Source organism: Enterobacter cloacae complex sp. 342H5 (assembly GCF_050030905.1).
In the GTDB taxonomy this organism is placed as follows: domain Bacteria; phylum Pseudomonadota; class Gammaproteobacteria; order Enterobacterales; family Enterobacteriaceae; genus Enterobacter; species Enterobacter intestinihominis.
Map to the genome: position 1 here is coordinate 3,586,393 of NZ_JBLGVB010000001.1, position 18,468 is coordinate 3,604,860.

Annotated in this window: 16 protein-coding genes; 7 read left to right on the plus strand and 9 right to left on the minus strand. The window is 56.0% G+C overall.

Translation table 11 applies throughout. The annotated features are described in order from the left end of the window. Positions 1 to 23: 23 nt before the first annotated feature. Complete coding sequence (locus ACQG03_RS17085; protein ID WP_063163548.1) at positions 24 to 1,064, plus strand: NADP(H)-dependent aldo-keto reductase; 1,041 nt, start codon at positions 24 to 26, stop codon at positions 1,062 to 1,064. Positions 1,065 to 1,169: 105 nt separating this feature from the next. Here the strand turns inward: ACQG03_RS17085 and lplT are convergent, their stop codons facing one another. Beyond that, positions 1,170 to 2,363, minus strand: coding sequence for a lysophospholipid transporter LplT (lplT, locus tag ACQG03_RS17090; RefSeq protein ID WP_022649240.1), 1,194 nt, complete (start codon positions 2,361 to 2,363; stop codon positions 1,170 to 1,172). Continuing rightward, the gene (gene aas / locus ACQG03_RS17095) at positions 2,356 to 4,515 is read right to left on the minus strand and encodes a bifunctional acyl-ACP--phospholipid O-acyltransferase/long-chain-fatty-acid--ACP ligase (RefSeq protein WP_063163549.1); all 2,160 of its coding nucleotides are present in this window, start codon (positions 4,513 to 4,515) and stop codon (positions 2,356 to 2,358) included. Before aas ends, lplT begins: the two co-directional genes overlap by 8 nt. 617 nt (positions 4,516 to 5,132) lie before the next feature. Here aas and galR point away from each other — a divergent pair. After that, the gene (galR, locus tag ACQG03_RS17100) at positions 5,133 to 6,155 is read left to right on the plus strand and encodes an HTH-type transcriptional regulator GalR (protein ID WP_003862806.1); all 1,023 of its coding nucleotides are present in this window, start codon (positions 5,133 to 5,135) and stop codon (positions 6,153 to 6,155) included. On the opposite strand, the gene ACQG03_RS17105 is transcribed toward galR, so the two are convergent. From ACQG03_RS17105 to ACQG03_RS17120, 4 genes are all read right to left on the minus strand, one after another. Next, complete coding sequence (locus ACQG03_RS17105; protein WP_022649242.1) at positions 6,110 to 6,586, minus strand: GNAT family N-acetyltransferase; 477 nt, start codon at positions 6,584 to 6,586, stop codon at positions 6,110 to 6,112. The genes galR and ACQG03_RS17105 overlap by 46 nt on opposite strands. Further along, a complete protein-coding gene (locus ACQG03_RS17110; protein ID WP_022649243.1) occupies positions 6,583 to 7,356 on the minus strand; it encodes a GntR family transcriptional regulator in 774 nt (257 codons plus the stop codon). The genes ACQG03_RS17105 and ACQG03_RS17110 overlap by 4 nt, the downstream gene beginning before the upstream one ends. Positions 7,357 to 7,434: 78 nt before the next feature. Continuing rightward, positions 7,435 to 8,862, minus strand: a complete 1,428-nt coding sequence (locus ACQG03_RS17115) for a glycoside hydrolase family 1 protein (RefSeq protein ID WP_063163550.1) — start codon at positions 8,860 to 8,862, stop codon at positions 7,435 to 7,437. Positions 8,863 to 8,869: 7 nt separating this feature from the next. Beyond that, complete coding sequence (locus tag ACQG03_RS17120) at positions 8,870 to 10,195, minus strand: PTS sugar transporter subunit IIC (RefSeq protein ID WP_006811828.1); 1,326 nt, start codon at positions 10,193 to 10,195, stop codon at positions 8,870 to 8,872. 299 nt (positions 10,196 to 10,494) lie between these two features. Here ACQG03_RS17120 and ACQG03_RS17125 point away from each other — a divergent pair, with 299 nt between their 5' ends. After that, entirely contained in the window at positions 10,495 to 11,532 is a 1,038-nt protein-coding gene (locus ACQG03_RS17125; protein WP_022649245.1) for a LacI family DNA-binding transcriptional regulator, read from the plus strand. Here the strand turns inward: ACQG03_RS17125 and lysA are convergent. Next, positions 11,502 to 12,764: a diaminopimelate decarboxylase gene (gene lysA / locus ACQG03_RS17130; protein ID WP_063163551.1), complete on the minus strand. Its 1,263-nt coding sequence runs from the start codon at positions 12,762 to 12,764 to the stop codon at positions 11,502 to 11,504. The genes ACQG03_RS17125 and lysA overlap by 31 nt on opposite strands. A 120-nt stretch (positions 12,765 to 12,884) precedes the next feature. Between lysA and ACQG03_RS17135 the strand changes: the two genes are divergently transcribed. Next, positions 12,885 to 13,811, plus strand: coding sequence for a LysR family transcriptional regulator (locus ACQG03_RS17135; RefSeq protein ID WP_022649247.1), 927 nt, complete (start codon positions 12,885 to 12,887; stop codon positions 13,809 to 13,811). Here ACQG03_RS17135 and ACQG03_RS17140 read toward each other — a convergent pair. Then, positions 13,806 to 14,498 carry an aspartate/glutamate racemase gene (locus tag ACQG03_RS17140; protein WP_023306862.1) on the minus strand — a complete coding sequence of 231 codons (693 nt, stop codon included), beginning with the start codon at positions 14,496 to 14,498 and terminating at the stop codon, positions 13,806 to 13,808. The genes ACQG03_RS17135 and ACQG03_RS17140 overlap by 6 nt on opposite strands. Positions 14,499 to 14,633: 135 nt before the next feature. Here ACQG03_RS17140 and ACQG03_RS17145 point away from each other — a divergent pair, with 135 nt between their 5' ends. After that, positions 14,634 to 14,957 carry a cupin domain-containing protein gene (locus ACQG03_RS17145; protein ID WP_022649249.1) on the plus strand — a complete coding sequence of 108 codons (324 nt, stop codon included), beginning with the start codon at positions 14,634 to 14,636 and terminating at the stop codon, positions 14,955 to 14,957. Between the two features lie 33 nt (positions 14,958 to 14,990). Here the strand turns inward: ACQG03_RS17145 and wzz(fepE) are convergent, their stop codons facing one another. Then, a complete protein-coding gene (gene wzz(fepE) / locus ACQG03_RS17150) occupies positions 14,991 to 16,127 on the minus strand; it encodes an LPS O-antigen length regulator Wzz(fepE) (RefSeq protein ID WP_022649250.1) in 1,137 nt (378 codons plus the stop codon). 543 nt (positions 16,128 to 16,670) lie between these two features. Here wzz(fepE) and ACQG03_RS17155 point away from each other — a divergent pair. Together ACQG03_RS17155 and ACQG03_RS17160 are read left to right on the plus strand one after the other, a co-directional pair. Beyond that, entirely contained in the window at positions 16,671 to 17,561 is an 891-nt protein-coding gene (locus tag ACQG03_RS17155; RefSeq protein WP_003862825.1) for a carbohydrate ABC transporter permease, read from the plus strand. Beyond that, positions 17,554 to 18,456 carry a carbohydrate ABC transporter permease gene (locus tag ACQG03_RS17160; RefSeq protein ID WP_022649251.1) on the plus strand — a complete coding sequence of 301 codons (903 nt, stop codon included), beginning with the start codon at positions 17,554 to 17,556 and terminating at the stop codon, positions 18,454 to 18,456. Before ACQG03_RS17155 ends, ACQG03_RS17160 begins: the two co-directional genes overlap by 8 nt. Positions 18,457 to 18,468 lie beyond the last annotated feature (12 nt).

The window sequence follows — 18,468 nt, forward strand, 5'->3', positions numbered from 1 at the left end:
ATGTCTAAAAAAGGAAACCGGCTATGCATTATCACCGTATCCCCCATAGCGCTCTGGAGATCAGCCAGCTGGGGTTAGGCACCATGACATTTGGTGAACAAAACAGCGAAGCCGATGCCCATGCACAACTCGATTACGCCGTCAGCCAGGGCATTAACCTGATTGACGTGGCGGAGATGTACCCAGTTCCTCCCCGCCCGGAAACTCAAGGTCTTACCGAAACGTATGTCGGCAACTGGCTGGCGAAACGCGGCAATCGCGAAAAGCTGGTCATCGCTTCTAAGGTTAGCGGCCCTTCCCGTAATAACGATGCCGGGATCCGCCCTAACCAGATCCTCGATCGCAAGAATATCCGTGCTGCGCTGGATGCCAGCCTCAAGCGCCTGCAAACCGACTATCTCGATCTTTATCAGGTGCACTGGCCGCAGCGTCCGACGAACTGCTTCGGTAAGCTTGGCTACACCTGGAACGAGAGTGCTCCGGCCGTCACCCTGCTGGAAACACTGGAGGCGCTTACGGAATGCCAGCGCGCGGGTAAGATCCGCTACATCGGCGTTTCCAACGAGACGGCGTTTGGCGTAATGCGCTATCTGCATCTGGCCGATAAACACGACCTGCCGCGGATCGTGACCATCCAGAATCCGTACAGCCTGCTGAACCGCAGTTATGAAGTGGGTCTCGCGGAAGTGACGCAGTACGAAGAGGTGGAGCTGCTAGCCTACTCTTGCCTGGGCTTCGGAACCCTGACGGGCAAATACCTGAACGGCGCGAAACCGGCTGGCGCGCGTAATACGCTTTTCAGCCGCTTCACCCGCTATAGCGGCGAGCAGACACAAAAAGCCGTGGCGGCCTATGTGGATATCGCGAAGCGTCACGGACTCGATCCGGCGCAGATGGCGCTGGCCTTCGTGCGTCGTCAGCCGTTTGTGGCAAGTACCCTGCTCGGCGCAACGACAATGGATCAGTTGAAAACCAATATTGAGAGTTTCCACCTGGACCTGAGTGAAGAGGTCTTAGCGGAGATTGAAGCGGTGCATCAGGTTTATACTTACCCGGCACCTTAAGTTGACGATTTGCCCGGTGGCGGCGTTGCCTTACCGGGCCTACAAAATCCGCCAACATCACGAAACGTAGGCCGGGTCAGGCGGAGCCGCCACCCGGCAAAGATATCACCGCCGACGCTGCCAGACCCACAGCCCGGTAATCGCCAGCGCAAACAGTGCGCCAAACCCCACCCCGATTGCCACAACCGGCGCACCTGCTTTTACCGCCAGCGAGTAAATCCCCAGCATCAGCAGCATCGCCATGTTTTCGCCAAGGTTTTGCACCGCAATGGCGTTGCCAGCCCCGACGGTCTGCTTGCCGCGCTCCTGCAAAAGCGCGTTGAGCGGTACCACAAAGAAACCGCCTAATACGCCGATCAGTAACAACAGGGCATAGGCTGGCAATATGGCATGTTGCAGGGAGAAGAACAGAACGCCGACGCCGATCAGGATCCCCGCGGGCATGCAGCGCGCAACGGTTTCGAGCGTCACCAGTTTTGCCGCAGCCCCGGCCCCGACCACAATCCCGACGGCAACCATGGCATTCAGGTAGGTCGGCGTGGCGTTGTCTGTTATACCCAGCGCCACCGGCACCCACAGCACCAGCAGGAAACGCAGCGTAACGCCGGCCCCCCAGAACATGCTGGTGCCCATCAGCGAGAAGCGTGTTTCACCGTTACGCCACAGTACGCGGCAGGCGTTAAAGAAGCTGCCGGTCATTGGCCCGAAGCGCCAGGATTGTCCCGGACGCGCCACGGCCAGTTTGGGGATAAACAGGTTGGCGATCACCGCGCCACCGTACATCAGTGCGCAGATGCCAAGCGCGGCGAGTACATGCCAGTCTGCCAGTACACCTCCCGCCACCGAACCCAGGAGAATAGCCGCAATGGTGGAGGACTCCATCAGGCCGTTGGCCTTCACCAGCTTATCGCCGGTGGTGAGCTCACCCAGAATGCCGTACTTCGCCGGGGAGTAAGCTGCCGCGCCAATGCCTACCAGCGTGTAGCCAACAAACGGGTTGATACCAAAGCAGATGCTTGCCGCGCCCAGAAGCTTAAGACTGTTTGCAAACATCATGACCCGACCTTTGGGGAAGCTGTCCGCCACCTGGCCAACAAACGGCGCAAATACAATGTAAGCACCCACAAACACCATCTGTAGGATCGGCTGGCTCCAGTCGGGATAAAACTCAGCTTTCAGCAACGCCAGCGTAGCAAACAGCAACGCGTTATCGCCGAACGCGGAAAGAAACTGGGCGGCGATAACCGCCATCATGCCTTTCGACCAGATTGAAGTGTTAGTGTGTACTGACTCACGCATTATGCTGTTCCGCCTCTTCAACCATGCCCTTCAGGGTCACAAAATCGGGTTTACCGCTGCCCAGCACCGGTAACTGTTTGAGGTAACGAATATCGCGGGGGACCGCCAGCTCGGGGATACCATGTTCGCGCGCATACCTGAGAAGCGCATCACGCTTCAGTTCACCGTCAGTAGTAAAGAGCACCAGCGCCTCGCCTTTACTGGCATCACTTTTCACCACGGTCGCATGCATTTTCTCCGCCGAGACTGCGGTCGCCAGCGTCTCGACCATTTCAAGAGAGACCATTTCCCCGGCGATCTTGGCGAAGCGTTTTGCACGTCCCTGGATCTGCACGAAGCCCTGATTGTCGAAGCGCACGATATCGCCCGTGTCGTACCAGCCCGTTTCAACCTCGCCATTGATGTTCTCGGCCGTCGGCGCCTCAAGCACGCCCGGGTTTTCCACACGCAGATAGCCGTTCATGACGTTCGGCCCTTTCAGCTGAAGACGTCCGCCGTCTTCAATACCCGGCACCGCCAGCAGACGCGCGTCCAGTCCCGGCAGAATACGGCCAACCGTTCCCGGTTTTGCCGCCATCGGAACGTTGATGGAGACCACCGGCGCGCACTCCGTCACGCCATAGCCTTCCAGAATCCGCAGGCCAAACTTGTCCTGCCAGATCTGGCGCGTACTGTCCTGGAGTTTTTCCGCCCCCGCCACCACGTAGCGCACGCGGAAGAAATCATACGGGTTGGCGAAGCGCGCGTAGTTTCCGAGGAAGGTGGACGTCCCGAACAGCACCGTGCAGTTACGGTCATAAACCAGCTCCGGCACAATGCGGTAGTGCAGCGGGCTTGGGTAGAGGAACACCTCGGCACCGGTCAGCAGCGGCGTAAAGAGACCCACGGTCAAACCAAATGAGTGGAACAGCGGCAGCGCCGACATAAAGCGATCGTTGGCGGTAAAGTCAGCGATGGTTTTAATCTGTTCGACGTTTGCCAGAATGCTTTTGTGGCTATGAACCACACCTTTCGGGTTGCCTTCAGAGCCGGAGGTAAAGAGGATAATGGCATCATCCTCCGGCTGCTGCTTAACCTGCGCCAGACGCGGCATCAGCAGGTGCGCGAAAATCCACAGCTTGTCGGCGGTCGTGACGTCTGCTTTCAGATCTTCCAGGAACACCCAGCGCACCTGCGTCAGCTGTTCCGGCAGGTGCCACAGCTTGCCTTTATCCAGGAACTGGCGGGAGGTAAAGATGGTGTTGATTTGTGCTGCGGTAATCGCGCTGGAGAGCCCTTTCACGCCCGCCGTGTAGTTCATCATCGCCGGAATGCGGCCCCGGGAGACGGCACCAAAGATCACCGCCGCGCTGATACCCGCGTTTGGCAGCATCAGGCCGATCTTTTCGCCCTGTTTGCTGTACTTTTCCAGGATACGCCCGACAAACAGCGTTTTGGTCAACAGCTTACGGTAGGTATCCGGCGTAAAGTTGATGTCTTCGATGCAGTTTTTCTTTGCACCGTAGCGATACTGCGCCGACAGCAACGATTCATACAGCGTTTCGCGCGGGCGAACGGCCATGCGCGCTTCCATCATAATCTGGTGCAGCATTTCCCCGGCGATTTTACGGCGGTCGCGCGCGCGCGGCGCCTCGGGCATCGGCAGTGACGTCGGCGGTAATATATGCAGCGTAATTTTCGGGAACAGACGCTGCTTCACCAGCCCTTTCAGACGGCTGAAAAAGGTCAGCTCAGCCCCGTCGATGCGTAGCGGCACGACGGTGGCCTGAGACTTCGCCGCGACAAAACCGGCGCCGTCGTAAATTTTCATCAGGGAGCCCGTCACTGAAATCCGCCCTTCCGGGAAGATAACCACCGGACGCCCCTGCCCAATCAGACGCACCAGATGTTTAATCATCATCGGTTTGGTAGGGTCGAGCGGGACAAAATCAATCAGCGGCCTGAGCCAGCGCATGTACCATTTTTCACTGATGGAGCTGTACACCGCAAAGACGGGCCGCACGGGCAAAAACAGCGCCAGCAATACGCCATCAAGAAAAGAGACGTGATTCGGTGTGATAAGAACACGCTCGCTATAGAGTGCCTGCGTATCGCCAGTCACGCGAATGCGAAACAGGACACGAAACAGTGTGCGGAAGAACCCAAAAAGCATTTCAACTCCCTTTGCCAGCCAGTGTGAAAGGTATAAATGGTGGCAGATTACACGAGAAGTAGTGAGGGAGCGATAGCAAAAACAGAGGCGAAAAAAAACCTGCGCATCCGCGCAGGTTGGTGCAAGTGAAGAGTACGAAAACGTACCAGGAATTCTCACCAATCAATACCTCTGGGATCTTGATTGTGGCCTCCGGCGACAGGCTTCGCCAGCAGGAAAACGCAAGGGAATGAGCCGAAGTGCAACCAGGTGTGAATAATCTCTTTTGCTGTTACAGGTTGAACTTACAGGCAAAAAAAAACCTGCGTAAAACGCAGGTTGGTGTAAATCGTGTTAATCAACCGAAGTTGATTCCACCTATCAATACCTCTGGGATCTCGACTCTAGCAATTCACAACGCATCGTTGCCAACGGACAATCGCAACAGCCTGAGGCAAAGTGTAACTAAAGGTTCAGATTGACATTATTCAGACATGACTGGCCGTGTAACGATTACACCGCGAGGGATGTTCTGCTTCACGTTTGCAGAGGACGCTCACCCGCTCCCCTTGAATGCGCGCCGCTTTTCCGCAACACTAGTTAGTGTGTAAACGCTTACCCCTATAAGAAGGTATTGAATGGCGACAATTAAGGATGTGGCTCGTCTGGCCGGTGTTTCCGTCGCGACCGTCTCCCGCGTGATCAACAACTCCCCTAAAGCGAGTGATGCATCACGCCAGGCCGTGCAGGACGCCATGGAAAACCTGAATTATCACCCTAACGCCAACGCACGCGCCCTTGCCCAACAGTCGACAGAAACCATCGGGCTGGTGGTCGGGGATGTATCCGATCCGTTTTTCGGTGCGATGGTCAAAGCCGTAGAACAAGTTTCTTATCACACCGGTAATTTCCTGCTGATTGGTAATGGCTACCACAATGAACAGAAAGAACGCCAGGCCATTGAGCAGTTGATCCGTCATCGCTGTGCGGCGCTGGTGGTCCATGCCAAAATGATCCCCGACGCCGAACTGATCCATCTGATGAAACAGATGCCGGGGATGGTGATTATCAACCGTATTATTCCCGGATTTGAAACCCGCTGCGTGGCGCTCGACGACCGTTACGGCGCATGGCTCGCAACCCGTCACCTGATCCAGCAGGGCCATACCCGAATTGGTTATCTGTGCTCCAACCACCCAATTTCCGATGCGGAAGATCGCCTTCAGGGCTATTACGACGCGCTGCGCGAAGCCGGTCTGCCGTGCAACGATCGTCTTGTGGCGTACGGAGAACCGGATGAGAGTGGCGGCGAGCAGGCGATGACCGAGCTGCTGGGCCGCGGGCGGAATTTCACCGCCGTGGCCAGCTATAACGACTCCATGGCCGCCGGCGCGATGGGCGTGCTGAATGATAACGGAATCGACGTCCCGGCAGAAATTTCGCTGATTGGCTTTGATGATGTGCTGGTGTCGCGCTACGTGCGCCCTCGCCTGACCACCGTGCGCTACCCGATTGTGACCATGGCAACGCAGGCGGCAGAACTGGCGTTAGCGCTGGCCGAGCATCGCCCGCCACCGGAAATTACCCACCTGTTCAGCCCAACCTTAGTGCGCCGTCACTCGGTGGTATCGCCCGCGGAAGCCGTGAGCGAACAGCGATAGAGATGGACGGTTTTATCCGGGTATTCCAGCGCATCACCGATGTAGTGCCAGCCGTAACGTTCGTAGAAGTCGCGGCAGGCAGACCAGAGATGAAGCTCGTGATACCCGGCGCGTCGCGCGTAGCCGATAACATGCTGCTGAAGTTTTCCCGCCAGCCCGTTTCCCCGCGCGGCTTCATCGACATACAGCGCAGCCAGCCAGGGATGAAGATCCTGTCGGGAAATTAAATCGCAACGCCACAACCCAACGGTGCCCAGCAGCTGGTCATCATCAACGGCAATAAAGGTGAGCGGTAACTCGCCTGGCGTCAGGCTGTGCTCGACAATGCTCTGGAAAAAGGCACGCGGCATACCTTCACCAAACGCGTTCCAGATCCAGTCGATCACCTGCTGTGTAAACTGCGGCGCAGCGTGAAGCGGCAGTATATTCACACCAGCTTCCCCTGGAAAAGAGGGACCGATTCGAAGAGATAGCCGTCAAAATCGGGCGCGTCTTCGTCTGACAGCTCAAGCAGGCTCTTTTTGACGTTTTCAAGATGCTGGAACATCGCCTGCCACGCCCCCATCACGTCGCGGCGGCGGAGCGCAGCGAGAATGGTTTGCCTGTCTCCGAGCCACTTCAGGCGCCAGGCGCGGCTGGCGATATGGCCATTGAACTGCTGCCACAGCGGACTGCTGTCCATGTGATGCCAGACGCTCTCAACCGTCGCCAGCAGCATCTGGTTTTGTGTGGCCCCAGCCAGCACCAGGTGGAACATTTTGTTGTTGTCCTGACTGCGATCGTCGACGGCAATCGCCCGTTGCTCTTGCTCGATAATGCGGCGCAGGTTGTCGATGTCCGCCCGTGTCGCCATTTTTGCGGCAAAGGCAGCGATGTTGCTTTCAAGCAGTTGACGCGCCTGGAGAATTTCAAACGGCCCAACGTCACTGTTCAGAAAACGCTCTTCCTCGTTTTCATGCTCTTCCGGAATGCGCATCACGTACACGCCTGACCCCTGGCGAATATCCACCGTTCCCTGAAGCTCAAGCATCAGCAGCGCCTCGCGCACGATAGTGCGGCTGACGCCATACGTCTCGGCGATGTTGCGCTCCGGCGGCAGACGCGATCCCACGGGATAATGCCCCTGGATAATCTGCGCCCGTAAATCCTCGCCAATTTCCTGGTACTGTTTTTTTTCCGGCAGGATGACAGCCTTATCCACGTTTTCACCTGTGTTTTTCAGTTAATGCGCGGGCCGGACGTCCCCCCGGCCAGTTTGTGCGCTATTTTACCAGAAGGCTTACTTCCATTCATCGTCTACCCTGAGCGTCAGCACACGCTCATCGCGCAGCTGGCGGAACCAGGACGCTGATTTCTTTGCCCGCCGTGCGCGTTGATTTTCAAGGTCGATCTCAATCAGCCCGTAGCGGTTTTTAAACGCGTTCATCGGGGAGACATTGTCGGTGAAGGCCCACAGCATATAACCGTGACAGTTTGCCCCCGCCTCCCGCGCCAGCAGCGTGTAGTAGAGATGTTCGCTGATAAACGCGATGCGGTACGTGTCGTCAATGACACCGTCACGATTGCGATACTGCACTTCGTTCTCCACGCCCATCCCGCTTTCCGCCACAAACCAGTCAATGTTGCGATAGTCGTTTTTAATCCGCATCGCCATGTCGTAAATAATGCGCGGAAAGATCTCCCAGCCGCGGGAGGTGTTCATACGCCGTCCGGGCAGCTCAAACGGCTCGTAGTAGTACGCCGGATGGAACGGCGTCTCCGGGTGCCAGGCGCGGGACGGGGCTTTGACGCGATGCGGGTAATAGAGGTTAATGCCCAGCTCATCGACGGTGTTGTCGGCAATCAGCGCCAGCTCGTCAGCCGTGTAGTCCCACTGCACCTGATGCTGCGCCAGCAGGGTAAAGAGCGCCTGCGGATAGCGCCCGTGCACCAGCGGGTCGAGAAAGACGCGGTTGCAGAACAGATCGTACATCTCTGCCGCTCGCACGTCATGCGGCGCGCGGGAGCGCGGATAGGTCACTTCCGGGTTAAGAATACAGCCCACCGTGCCGTCATACCCTTTCTCGCGAAACAGCTTCACCACTTTCGCCGTCGCCAGCACCTTATGGTGGTTCCACCGCATCCAGGTGCTGGTGCTCTGCTCATAGGGCCAGCGCAGCGCGTCAAGGTAGACGCGCGTCTGGACCACAATCGGTTCGTTGAAGGTAAACCAGCGGGTGACTTTGCCGTGAAAGCGCTCAAATACCTTTTCTGCATAGCGAACGAACAGCTCGACGACGTGCTTTGACGCCCAGCCGCCGTAGGTCTCCAGCAGCACGCCCGGCAATTCGTAGTGTTCCAGGCAGATCATCGGCTCAATGCCCTGACGGTGCATTTCATCGAACAGCGCGTCGTAATACGCGGCGTACTCTTCATCTACCGTCGCATTTTCATAGTCGGTTAAAAAGCGCGACCAGTTGATCGAGGTGCGATAGTGCGTCAGTCCCGCCTGCTTCATCAGCGCTACATCTTCGGGGAAGCGATTGATAAAGTCGGTTGCCACCGCCGGACCATAGCCGTTGTGCCAAACGTGACGATCGTTCATGTACCAGAGATCGATCCACGAATCCTGCCCCGGCTTTTTGCCGCTCCAGCCCTCGGTCTGCCAGGCCGATGCCGCCGCGCCCAGAATAAAATCTTGCGGTATGGCTATCTGTTTTGTGCTCATCGTATCCTCATGCGTTATCGGTGGCTTGTTGCAGTGCGGCCTGCTCTGCGCGGCGTGAAGCAATTTTCACAAACGGCAGATAGATAATCACCGCGGTCACGATGCAGATAAACTGGGTGATTACCGCCCCCATGGAGCCCGCCGTTGACAGCCAGGCGTTGATCAGCGGCGGCGTGGTCCAGGGCACCATCACCACGGCTTTCCCGGCAAATCCGGTAACGGTGGCAAAGTAGCCAATCGAGCCCGTCACCAGCGGCGTGATGATGAAGGGGATAGCCAGGATCGGGTTGAGCATGATTGGCATACCGAAGATCACCGGCTCATTGATATTAAAAATACCCGGCCCGATGGAGAGCTTGGCTATCTCCTTCATCTCTTTACGTTTGGTGGCAATCATGACGGCTATCAGCAGGCCGATGGTCAGGCCGGAGCCGCCGATGCTCATATAGACGTCCCAGAACGGCATGGTGATGATGTTTGGCACCTCTTTGCCCTGCTCGAACGCGCTCATGTTAACGGTGATTGCCCCCAGCAGCAGCGGCTCGCGGATCGGCTTGATCATCTGGTTGCCGTGAATACCAATCACCCAGAACAGCTGGGCGACAAACATCAGCAGCAGGATCCCCGGCAGGCTTTGCACCACGCGCTCCAGCGGCTGTTGCACCACCTGGTAAACCGCGTCGTAGAGATACATGCCGGTAACCTGATGAAACACGAAGCCAAAGGTGGCGATGGCGGTGGTGGTGATAATGGCCGGGATCAGCGCAGAGAACGACGCGGCAACGTTCGGCGGCACCGTGTCCGGCATCCTGATTTTCAGCCCCTTGCGGTTTTCCAGCCAGCAGTAGATCTCCACCGACAGGATGGCGATAAACATACCTAGGAACAGGCTGCGGGTATCTGAGAACTGGCGCAGCAGCACATCTTTCACCACGTGCATCTCACCGTCCACCAGCATTTCCACCGTGGTCGGCGTCACGCAGATAAAGCAGATCACCGCCAGCAGGCCGGGGAACAGGGACTTAATGCCGTTAATACGCCCCAGCTCAATGCCGATTAAAAACACCGCGCCGATGTTGAGAAAGTTCAGCGTGGCGTAGTTGAGCGCGCTGGTGATCGGCTTTAAGGCCGCGAGAAACGACAGCGACTGAAAGCTCGCCAGACCGTTTTTCGGATCCAGCACCATATTGGAGATCAATACCGAGAACGCCCCCACTATGATGACTGGCATTAAGGTAATAAACGCAGACTTGATCGCCTGGATATAGCGATAGCTGTTGAAGGTAGTGGCAAAACTGCCCAGAGCGTCGATCAGTTTTTCCTGAAATGCCATAGGGTAATACCTCAGTAAAAGGGCTTTTATTGAATAAGGTGTACAGCCGGATACTATTGGTATGCCAAAAATAGCGTCCACAGGCGATTTGTTCTGTGATTAAGCTCCCAACGCCGTTAGAGGTATTCCAGATTATGATTTATCACCATTTTGGTATACCAATGGCAGGCATTTATTCCGCGGGCGAGGATCGTTACTGAAAAGCGTGATCGTTATGGGGTTTTGTCCTTCCCACGTCGCTTATGCGCCGGATGGTCTGTGTTAAACTGCAAACCATTACGTGGAAACAGGAATTTCGAATGGCAACAATGCTGGATGTCTCACTGCGTGCGGGCGTGTCGAAGGCCACCGTTTCGCGCGTGCTGAACGGCACAGGTCAGGTTAAAGAGAGCACGCGCCAGCAGGTATTTCGCGCGATGGAGGAGCTGGGGTATCGTCCGAACTTTCTCGCGCGCTCGCTGGCTAACCAGACCAGCAACAGCATCGGTCTGGTCGTCTCGACGTTCGACGGTTTTTACTTTGGTCGTTTGCTACAGCAGGCGTCACGGCAGACCGAAACGCACGGTAAACAGCTGATTGTTACCGACGGTCACGATGCCCCTGAACAGGAAGAACTGGCGGTGCAGATGCTCGCCGACCGCAAGTGCGACGCCATCGTGCTTTACACGCGATACATGAGCGAAAAGACGATCCTGAAGCTGATCAACAGCGTGCAGACGCCGCTGGTGATCATTAACCGCGAAGTGAGCCAGGCGGCGGATCGCTGCGTCTTCTTTGAACAGCAGGACGCAGCCTTCAAAGCGGTGGATTACCTGATAAGCCAGGGCCATCGGGAGATCGCCTGTATCACCGTCCCGATCCACACCCCAACGGGTAAAGCGCGGCTGATGGGCTACCGTAAGGCGCTGGAGAAGCACGGTATTCGTCTCGATGAGCGGCGGATTAAATACGGCGATGCAGGCATGACGCGGGGTTACGAACTGTGCAAGGAGCTGATTGCGGAAAAGACATCGTTCAGCGCCCTGTTTGCCTGTAATGATGATATGGCCCTGGGCGCCTCCAAAGCATTACACCAGGCCGGGCTGAAGATCCCGCAGGATATTTCGCTGTTTGGTTTTGACGATGCCCCCAGCGCAAAGTGGCTGGAGCCTGCCCTGTCGTCGGTGTATTTGCCGATCGACAACATGATCGTCACGGCGATCGACCAGGCGATCCGGCTGGCAAAAAACCAGCCGGTTGAAGCGATCCCACCGTTCACCGGCACGCTGGTGTTACGCGATTCGGTGACAACAGGGCCCTGGTTTAATCAGACCAGCTCTAACGCCAGCAATTCCTGAATGGTCTGGCGACGGCGAATCAGCCGCGCCACGCCATTATCAAACAGCACTTCCGGCAGCAGCGGACGGCTATTGTAGTTCGAAGACATAGACGCCCCGTATGCACCGGTATCATGCAGCACCAGATAATCTCCCGGTTTTACCTCTGGCAGCGAACGGGTTTCGACTTTCCCGCCTTCCTGCTGAGTAAAGACGTCACCGGATTCACACAGCGGGCCGGCAACAACGGTCTCGATGCGCGGGGCGTTGACCAGATCGCGGCCATCGGCGGCAAGCGCGGTGATGTGATGATAGCTGCCGTACATGGACGGGCGCATCAGGTCGTTGAAGCCAGCATCAATCAGCACAAAGTGACGGCTTCCCATCTCCTTCACGCTCCGCACCTGCGCCACCAGCACGCCAGCTTCGGCGACCAGGAAACGACCCGGCTCAATCTCCAGCTTCACCGCATGGCCCAGATGAGCGGCGATGCTGTCACGCGCGGCGCTCCACAGGCCGTAATAGTGATCCGTGTCGATCGCCTCCTCCCCTTCGCGGTAAGGGATCGAAAGCCCTCCCCCGGCGGAGATCGCCTCCAGATCTTGGCCAAAATCGATAACCTGACGCACCATCGCGCCACAGACCTGCTCAAGATGGCCATAATCCACGCCGGATCCGATATGCATGTGAATACCCACCAGCTTAAGGTTGTAACGTTGTAAAACCTCCAGCGCCGCAGGCATATCGGCATACCAGATCCCGTGCTTGCTGTTTTCGCCCCCGGTGTTGGTTTTCTGACTGTGACCGTGACCAAAGCCCGGGTTTATGCGCAGCCAGACGCGATGGCCCGGGGAAACCTGCCCAAGCTGTTCCAGCATATCCACCGAACCGGCATTCACCGGGATTTGCAGCTCGTGCACGCGCGCCAGCGTGGCGTCGTCTATCAGGTCAGCGGTGAAGACGATCGCGTCGCTATCGGCCTTTGGATCAAACCCGGCCGCCAGCGCACGTTCGATTTCACCCAGCGATACGGAGTCAACCTTCACGCCCTGCTCGAGCATCAGGCGCAGAATATGAATATTGGAGCAGGCCTTCTGCGCAAAACGCACCACGTCAAACTGATGCAGCGCGGCGATTTTCTCGCGAACAATCTGCGCATCGTAGACCCACACCGGACAGCCGAATTCGGCAGGCAGGCGCAGCAGGTTATCGGCGTTTAAATCGGTTTCGGTCTGGTTGAGCGGGCGTGGCATGGTCGTCTCCGGTATTCTGTTTTTTATCATTACGCCATAGCCTGAAGAGAATAAAAAATATCGTTTTATCGTGAGTCTATGCAAAAATGATATGGACCACGCTCAGCCATCAGGTGCCCTATGCCCGCCGTTAACCTACGCCATATCGAGATTTTTCATGCGGTGATGACCACCGGCAATCTCACTGAAGCCGCGCAGATGCTGCACACCTCGCAGCCGACGGTCAGCCGCGAGCTGGCGCGTTTTGAGAAAGTGCTGGGGCTGAAGCTGTTTGAACGCACCCGCGGCAGGCTGCATCCAACGGTGCAGGGTTTACGTCTTTTTGAGGAGGTTCAGCGCTCCTGGTACGGGCTGGACAGGATCGTGAGCGCGGCGGAGAGCCTGAGGGAGTTTCGCCAGGGCGAGCTGTCCATCGTCTGCCTGCCGGTCTTTTCTCAGTCATTCCTGCCGGTACTGCTACAGCCGTTTCTGGCCCGCTATCCGGAGGTCAGCCTGACCATCGTGCCGCAGGAGTCGCCGCTGCTGGAGGAGTGGCTTTCGGCCCAGCGCCACGATCTGGGTCTAACCGAAACCCTCGTCACGCCAGCGGGAACGGAACGCACGGAGCTGCTCTCGCTGGATGAGGTCTGCGTGCTGCCTGCCAGCCACCCGCTTGCTTTCAAAGCAGTTCTGACCCCGGCAGATTTTCACGGTGAGAACTATATCAGCCTGTCGCAGACCGACAGCTACCGGCAGCTTCTGGATGGCCTGTTTGCCGAACATCAGGTGAAGCGGCGGATGGTGATGGAAACGCACAGTGCGGCATCAATTTGCGCGATGGTGCGCGCGGGCGTGGGTATTTCGGTGGTGAACCCGCTCACGGCTATGGACTACGCCAGCAGCGGCGTGGTTCTGCGCCGTTTTAGCGTTTCCGTTCCCTTTACCGTAAGCCTGATCCGCCCGCTGCACCGGCCCGCCTCAGCGCTGGTTGATGCCTTTAGTGAACACCTTATTGCGCACGCGCGTCAGGTGGCGCTTCGCTTACCTGACCTGCAAAAACCTTTATGACAGCATAAACTCCACCGCATCCGCGGCATGGATGGCGGCGGTATCAAAGACCGGTATCGGGCTTTGGTCTGCCGGCACCAGCAGGCCAATTTCGGTACAGCCGAAGATGACTCCTTCCGCCCCCTGCTGCGCCAGTTTCTCAATCACGCTGACGTACCAGGCGCGCGAAGCTTCGCTGAAGGTGCCGAGGCACAGTTCATCAAAAATAATCTGGTTAATGCGCGCCCGGTCTGCCTCCTCCGGGATCAGGCTTTCAATCCCGAACTGGCTACTCAGCCGCCCGCGGTAAAAATCCTGCTCCATGGTGTAGCGCGTCCCCAGCAGCGCCACGCGCGTCATGCCGGCGGCACGTATGGCACGCCCGGTGGCATCCGCGATATGTAAGAACGGCAGCGAACAGCGGTCTTCAATATGCGACGCCACCTTATGCATGGTGTTGGTACACAGCAGAATACCCTGCGCGCCCGCACGCTCCAGGCCAAGTGCGGCGTCTGCCAGCATTTGCCCGGCTTTGTCCCACTCCCCGCTCGACTGGCAGGCTTCTATTTCATGGAAATCCACGCTGTGCAGCAGCAGGCTGGCCGAATGCAGACCGCCCAGACGCTGTTTGACGCCTTCATTAATCAGGCGGTAGTACGGGATCGTTGATTCCCAGCTCATGCCCCCTAACAGACCGATCGTTTTCATCTTTCCTCCTGTACGTTTCACCCAGTGAAGCAAACTTGTGATCGCCTTTCCAGTTATTTGGCTAAACGTTTTCTTTTCGCTGCGGCTGAGATAAGTTAAATGAAACAATGTTTCATTACATAACAGGGCGAAAATATGTTTATTTTCCATAAAGAGACCACGCTTGAGGATTTGGGCAACGGCGTGACGCGTCGTATTCTGGCGCACGACGGCAGGATGATGGCGGTGGAAGTGAATTTCGAGCAAGGTGCGATTGGCCCGCTGCATAACCACCCGCATGAGCAGCTCACCTACGTTCTCTCGGGGGAATTTGAGTTCACCATTGGCGAGGAAAAGCATGTGGTGACGGCGGGCGACACTCTCTATAAAAAGCCGCACGTGATGCACGGCTGCGTTTGCCTCAAACCCGGCACCTTGCTGGATACCTTTACGCCGGTACGCGAGGATTTCCTGAAATAAAAAAAGGCGCTCATCAGAGCGCCTTTTTTCATGTTATTCCGTAACCGGCTCAGGAAGTTGTTCCGGCAGCGGGTTGCGGGAGCGCATTGCTTCGCGCAGCAGCACGCTGCCACAGGCGAACAGCCCACCCAGAATACCCGCCAGCAGCACGATCAGTGCTTTGCCCGGGCCATCTTTTTTCACCGGCATAGAAGGAGAGAGCTGGTATTTGAACGGCTCCAGGCTCACGTCTTCGAAGGAGAGTTTTTGCAGCTGCGCCAGATAGTATTCGCGGTTCTGGAAATCGGCGTTCAGCTCAGAAACATCCTTCAGATTTTTTTCAATCTGCAATTTCTGCGCAATCCCGTCCGCGCCGAGCGCGACGGAGTAATCCGGATCGTCTTTCACCGCTTGTCCGTTACTGTAAACCGGCTTTTTGATCCCTGCCGCGTTCGCCACTTCCAGCGAGTAGTTAAGGCGTTGCAGGTTGGTATTGTGGATATTGGTCAGTCGAACCCGATCCATCTCCAGCTGCTGCTGAACCGTTTTGGTTCTCAGGATCAGCTGATCGCGGATGTTTTGCATGGTCTCCTGCTCGACGATGCGGGAAATGTACTGAATGTAACCATTCAACACTTTCTGCGCGTCCTCTGCCGTTGGGGCAGTGAAGCTTAACGTCCAGGAGAGATACGGTGCTTTATCAGCATTTTTTTCCTGGGTGTTATCAATAGCCTTCATCTTTTCGGCGATATTGACCACCGCGCGGTGCAGCTCCAGCGGGTCAACCTCGGCGCCATCGAGCTGAGCCATCACGTAAGGAGAGCTCTTCATGTACTCTTCAAGCAGGGACTGAGACTGAAATTTTTTGATAAACAGATTAAATACATCCGCACGGGTAACTTTAACGTCCACATCAAGCACCTGCAGCGTCACCATCATCTGGCGCAGCGAACTCCACTGCGTCTGTTCCGCTGGCGTAATGACCGCTTTACTGGTCCATTTTTGCGGTATCAGGAAGGCGATTGCCAGGCCGACCAGTGCAAATGCAAACACAATGGTAATGATGCGTTTTTTTGCTGCCAGCAGGACGTCCAGCAGACCCAGGAGATCTATTTCTTTAGCGCTCACCGCCGGGGGAGCATAGTGAGGAAAGTTGAGATCCGTATGTTGTTTGAAATCCATTGCTGACATAACTGTTCTTCTTTTAAGGATGCAGTGAAATTCTGCCTGACTGGTTCCGGTTTAAGAAATCATACAAGAATGTAAGAATTATCTGAATGCCGAATTGGTACATCTGTAGACCTGCTATCAGATCTGGTAGTTAGCCACGCAGCGTGACTATTGTTTTTCCCGTTTCCACTTGTGCTTCGTATCGCCTCCTCGCAGCCCCGACGAACGTCCGTGAAAAGGCAAAAATGCCACCTCCCTCACTATATTGAAACAGCGTTTCGACGCTGATCACATTTCCATCATTAAGCGAATGACGCAGAAATAAATCGCAATAATATAAAATAAAACGATGTTTTAGTATCCAAGAACGGCGGTTCAGCTCTTTTGAAACCCAACGCGTTTAGCGCAAAGAGGAAGGCAAAAAAGCGTTAAAAAACAATTTTATATTTAGCCGACGCCAGATATTGCACCCTAAAACTCAGCTCTCATGCCGCGCGATGCTGGCCTGAGAAGATGTAACAAAGCAGATTCCGTTTTAAACCATTGATCGCCAGGTAGGTATGTATGAATGAAAACAAGCTGCTGGGGCTCGCATGGATATCACCCTACATCATCGGGTTGATACTCTTTACGGCATTCCCCTTCGTCTCATCATTTTTCCTCAGCTTTACGGATTACGATTTGATGAGTCCGCCGGTGTTTAACGGCATCGAAAACTATCGCTACATGTTTACCGAAGACACGCTCTTCTGGAAATCTATGGGCGTGACCTTTGCATACGTATTTTTAACCATTCCGTTAAAGCTCGCCTTCGCATTAGGGATTGCCTTTGTCCTGAACTTTAAATTACGCGGCATCGGATTTTTCCGTACTGCCTACTATATTCCGTCGATCCTCGGCAGTTCCGTCGCCATTGCCGTATTGTGGCGCGCCTTATTTGCCATCGATGGCCTGCTGAACAGCTTTATCGGCGTATTTGGTTTTGACCCGGTGAACTGGCTGGGTGAACCGTCACTGGCGCTAATGTCCGTTACCCTGCTGCGCGTCTGGCAGTTCGGTTCCGCGATGGTCATCTTCCTGGCCGCGCTGCAAAACGTACCGCAGTCCCAGTATGAAGCGGCGATGATCGATGGCGCATCGAAATGGCAGATGTTCATGAAGGTGACCGTGCCGCTGATTACGCCGGTGATCTTCTTCAACTTCATCATGCAGACCACGCAGGCGTTCCAGGAATTTACCGGGCCGTACGTGATCACCGGCGGCGGGCCGACCTATTCGACCTACCTGTTCTCGCTCTACATCTACGACACCGCGTTTAAGTATTTCGATATGGGTTATGGCGCGGCGCTGGCGTGGATCCTGTTCCTGGTGGTGGCCGTCTTCGCCGGTATCGCCTTTAAGTCGTCGAAATACTGGGTGTTCTACTCCGCCGATAAAGGAGGCAAAAATGGCTGATATTCAACAACTCTCCACGGCAAGAAGCATCGCCGAACGCGAAGTAGCCCGCACGCTGCGCAGAGAGAAAATCAATGCCACCGTTCGCTATGCGATCCTGCTGTTTGTCGGCCTGCTGATGCTTTACCCGCTGGTGTGGATGTTCTCCGCGTCGTTCAAACCGAACCACGAGATCTTCACCACCCTGAGCCTGTGGCCTGCCCATGCCACCTGGGACGGCTTCATCAACGGCTGGAAAACCGGCACCGAGTACAACTTCGGCCACTACATGCTGAACACCTTTAAGTATGTGATCCCGAAAGTGATCCTGACCATTATCTCCTCCACCATCGTGGCGTATGGCTTTGCCCGCTTCGAGATCCCGTGGAAGAAGTTCTGGTTCGCCACGCTCATTACCACCATGCTGCTACCCAGCACCGTGCTGCTGATCCCGCAGTACCTGATGTTCCGTGAAATGGGCATGCTGAACAGCTATATGCCGCTGTACCTGCCGCTGGCCTTCGCCACCCAAGGGTTCTTCGTCTTCATGCTGATCCAGTTCCTGCGCGGCGTCCCGCGTGACATGGAAGAGGCGGCGCAGATTGACGGCTGTAACTCCCTTCAGGTGCTGTGGTACGTGGTTGTGCCGATCCTTAAACCGGCCATTATCTCCGTCGCCCTGTTCCAGTTCATGTGGTCCATGAACGACTTTATCGGGCCGCTGATTTATGTCTACAGCGTGGATAAATACCCGATTGCACTGGCGCTGAAAATGTCCATCGACGTCACCGAAGGGGCGCCGTGGAACGAAATTCTGGCAATGGCGAGCATCTCCATTCTGCCATCCATCATTGTCTTCTTCCTGGCACAGCGCTACTTCGTACAGGGCGTCACCAGCAGCGGAATTAAAGGTTAAGAGGGAAATACC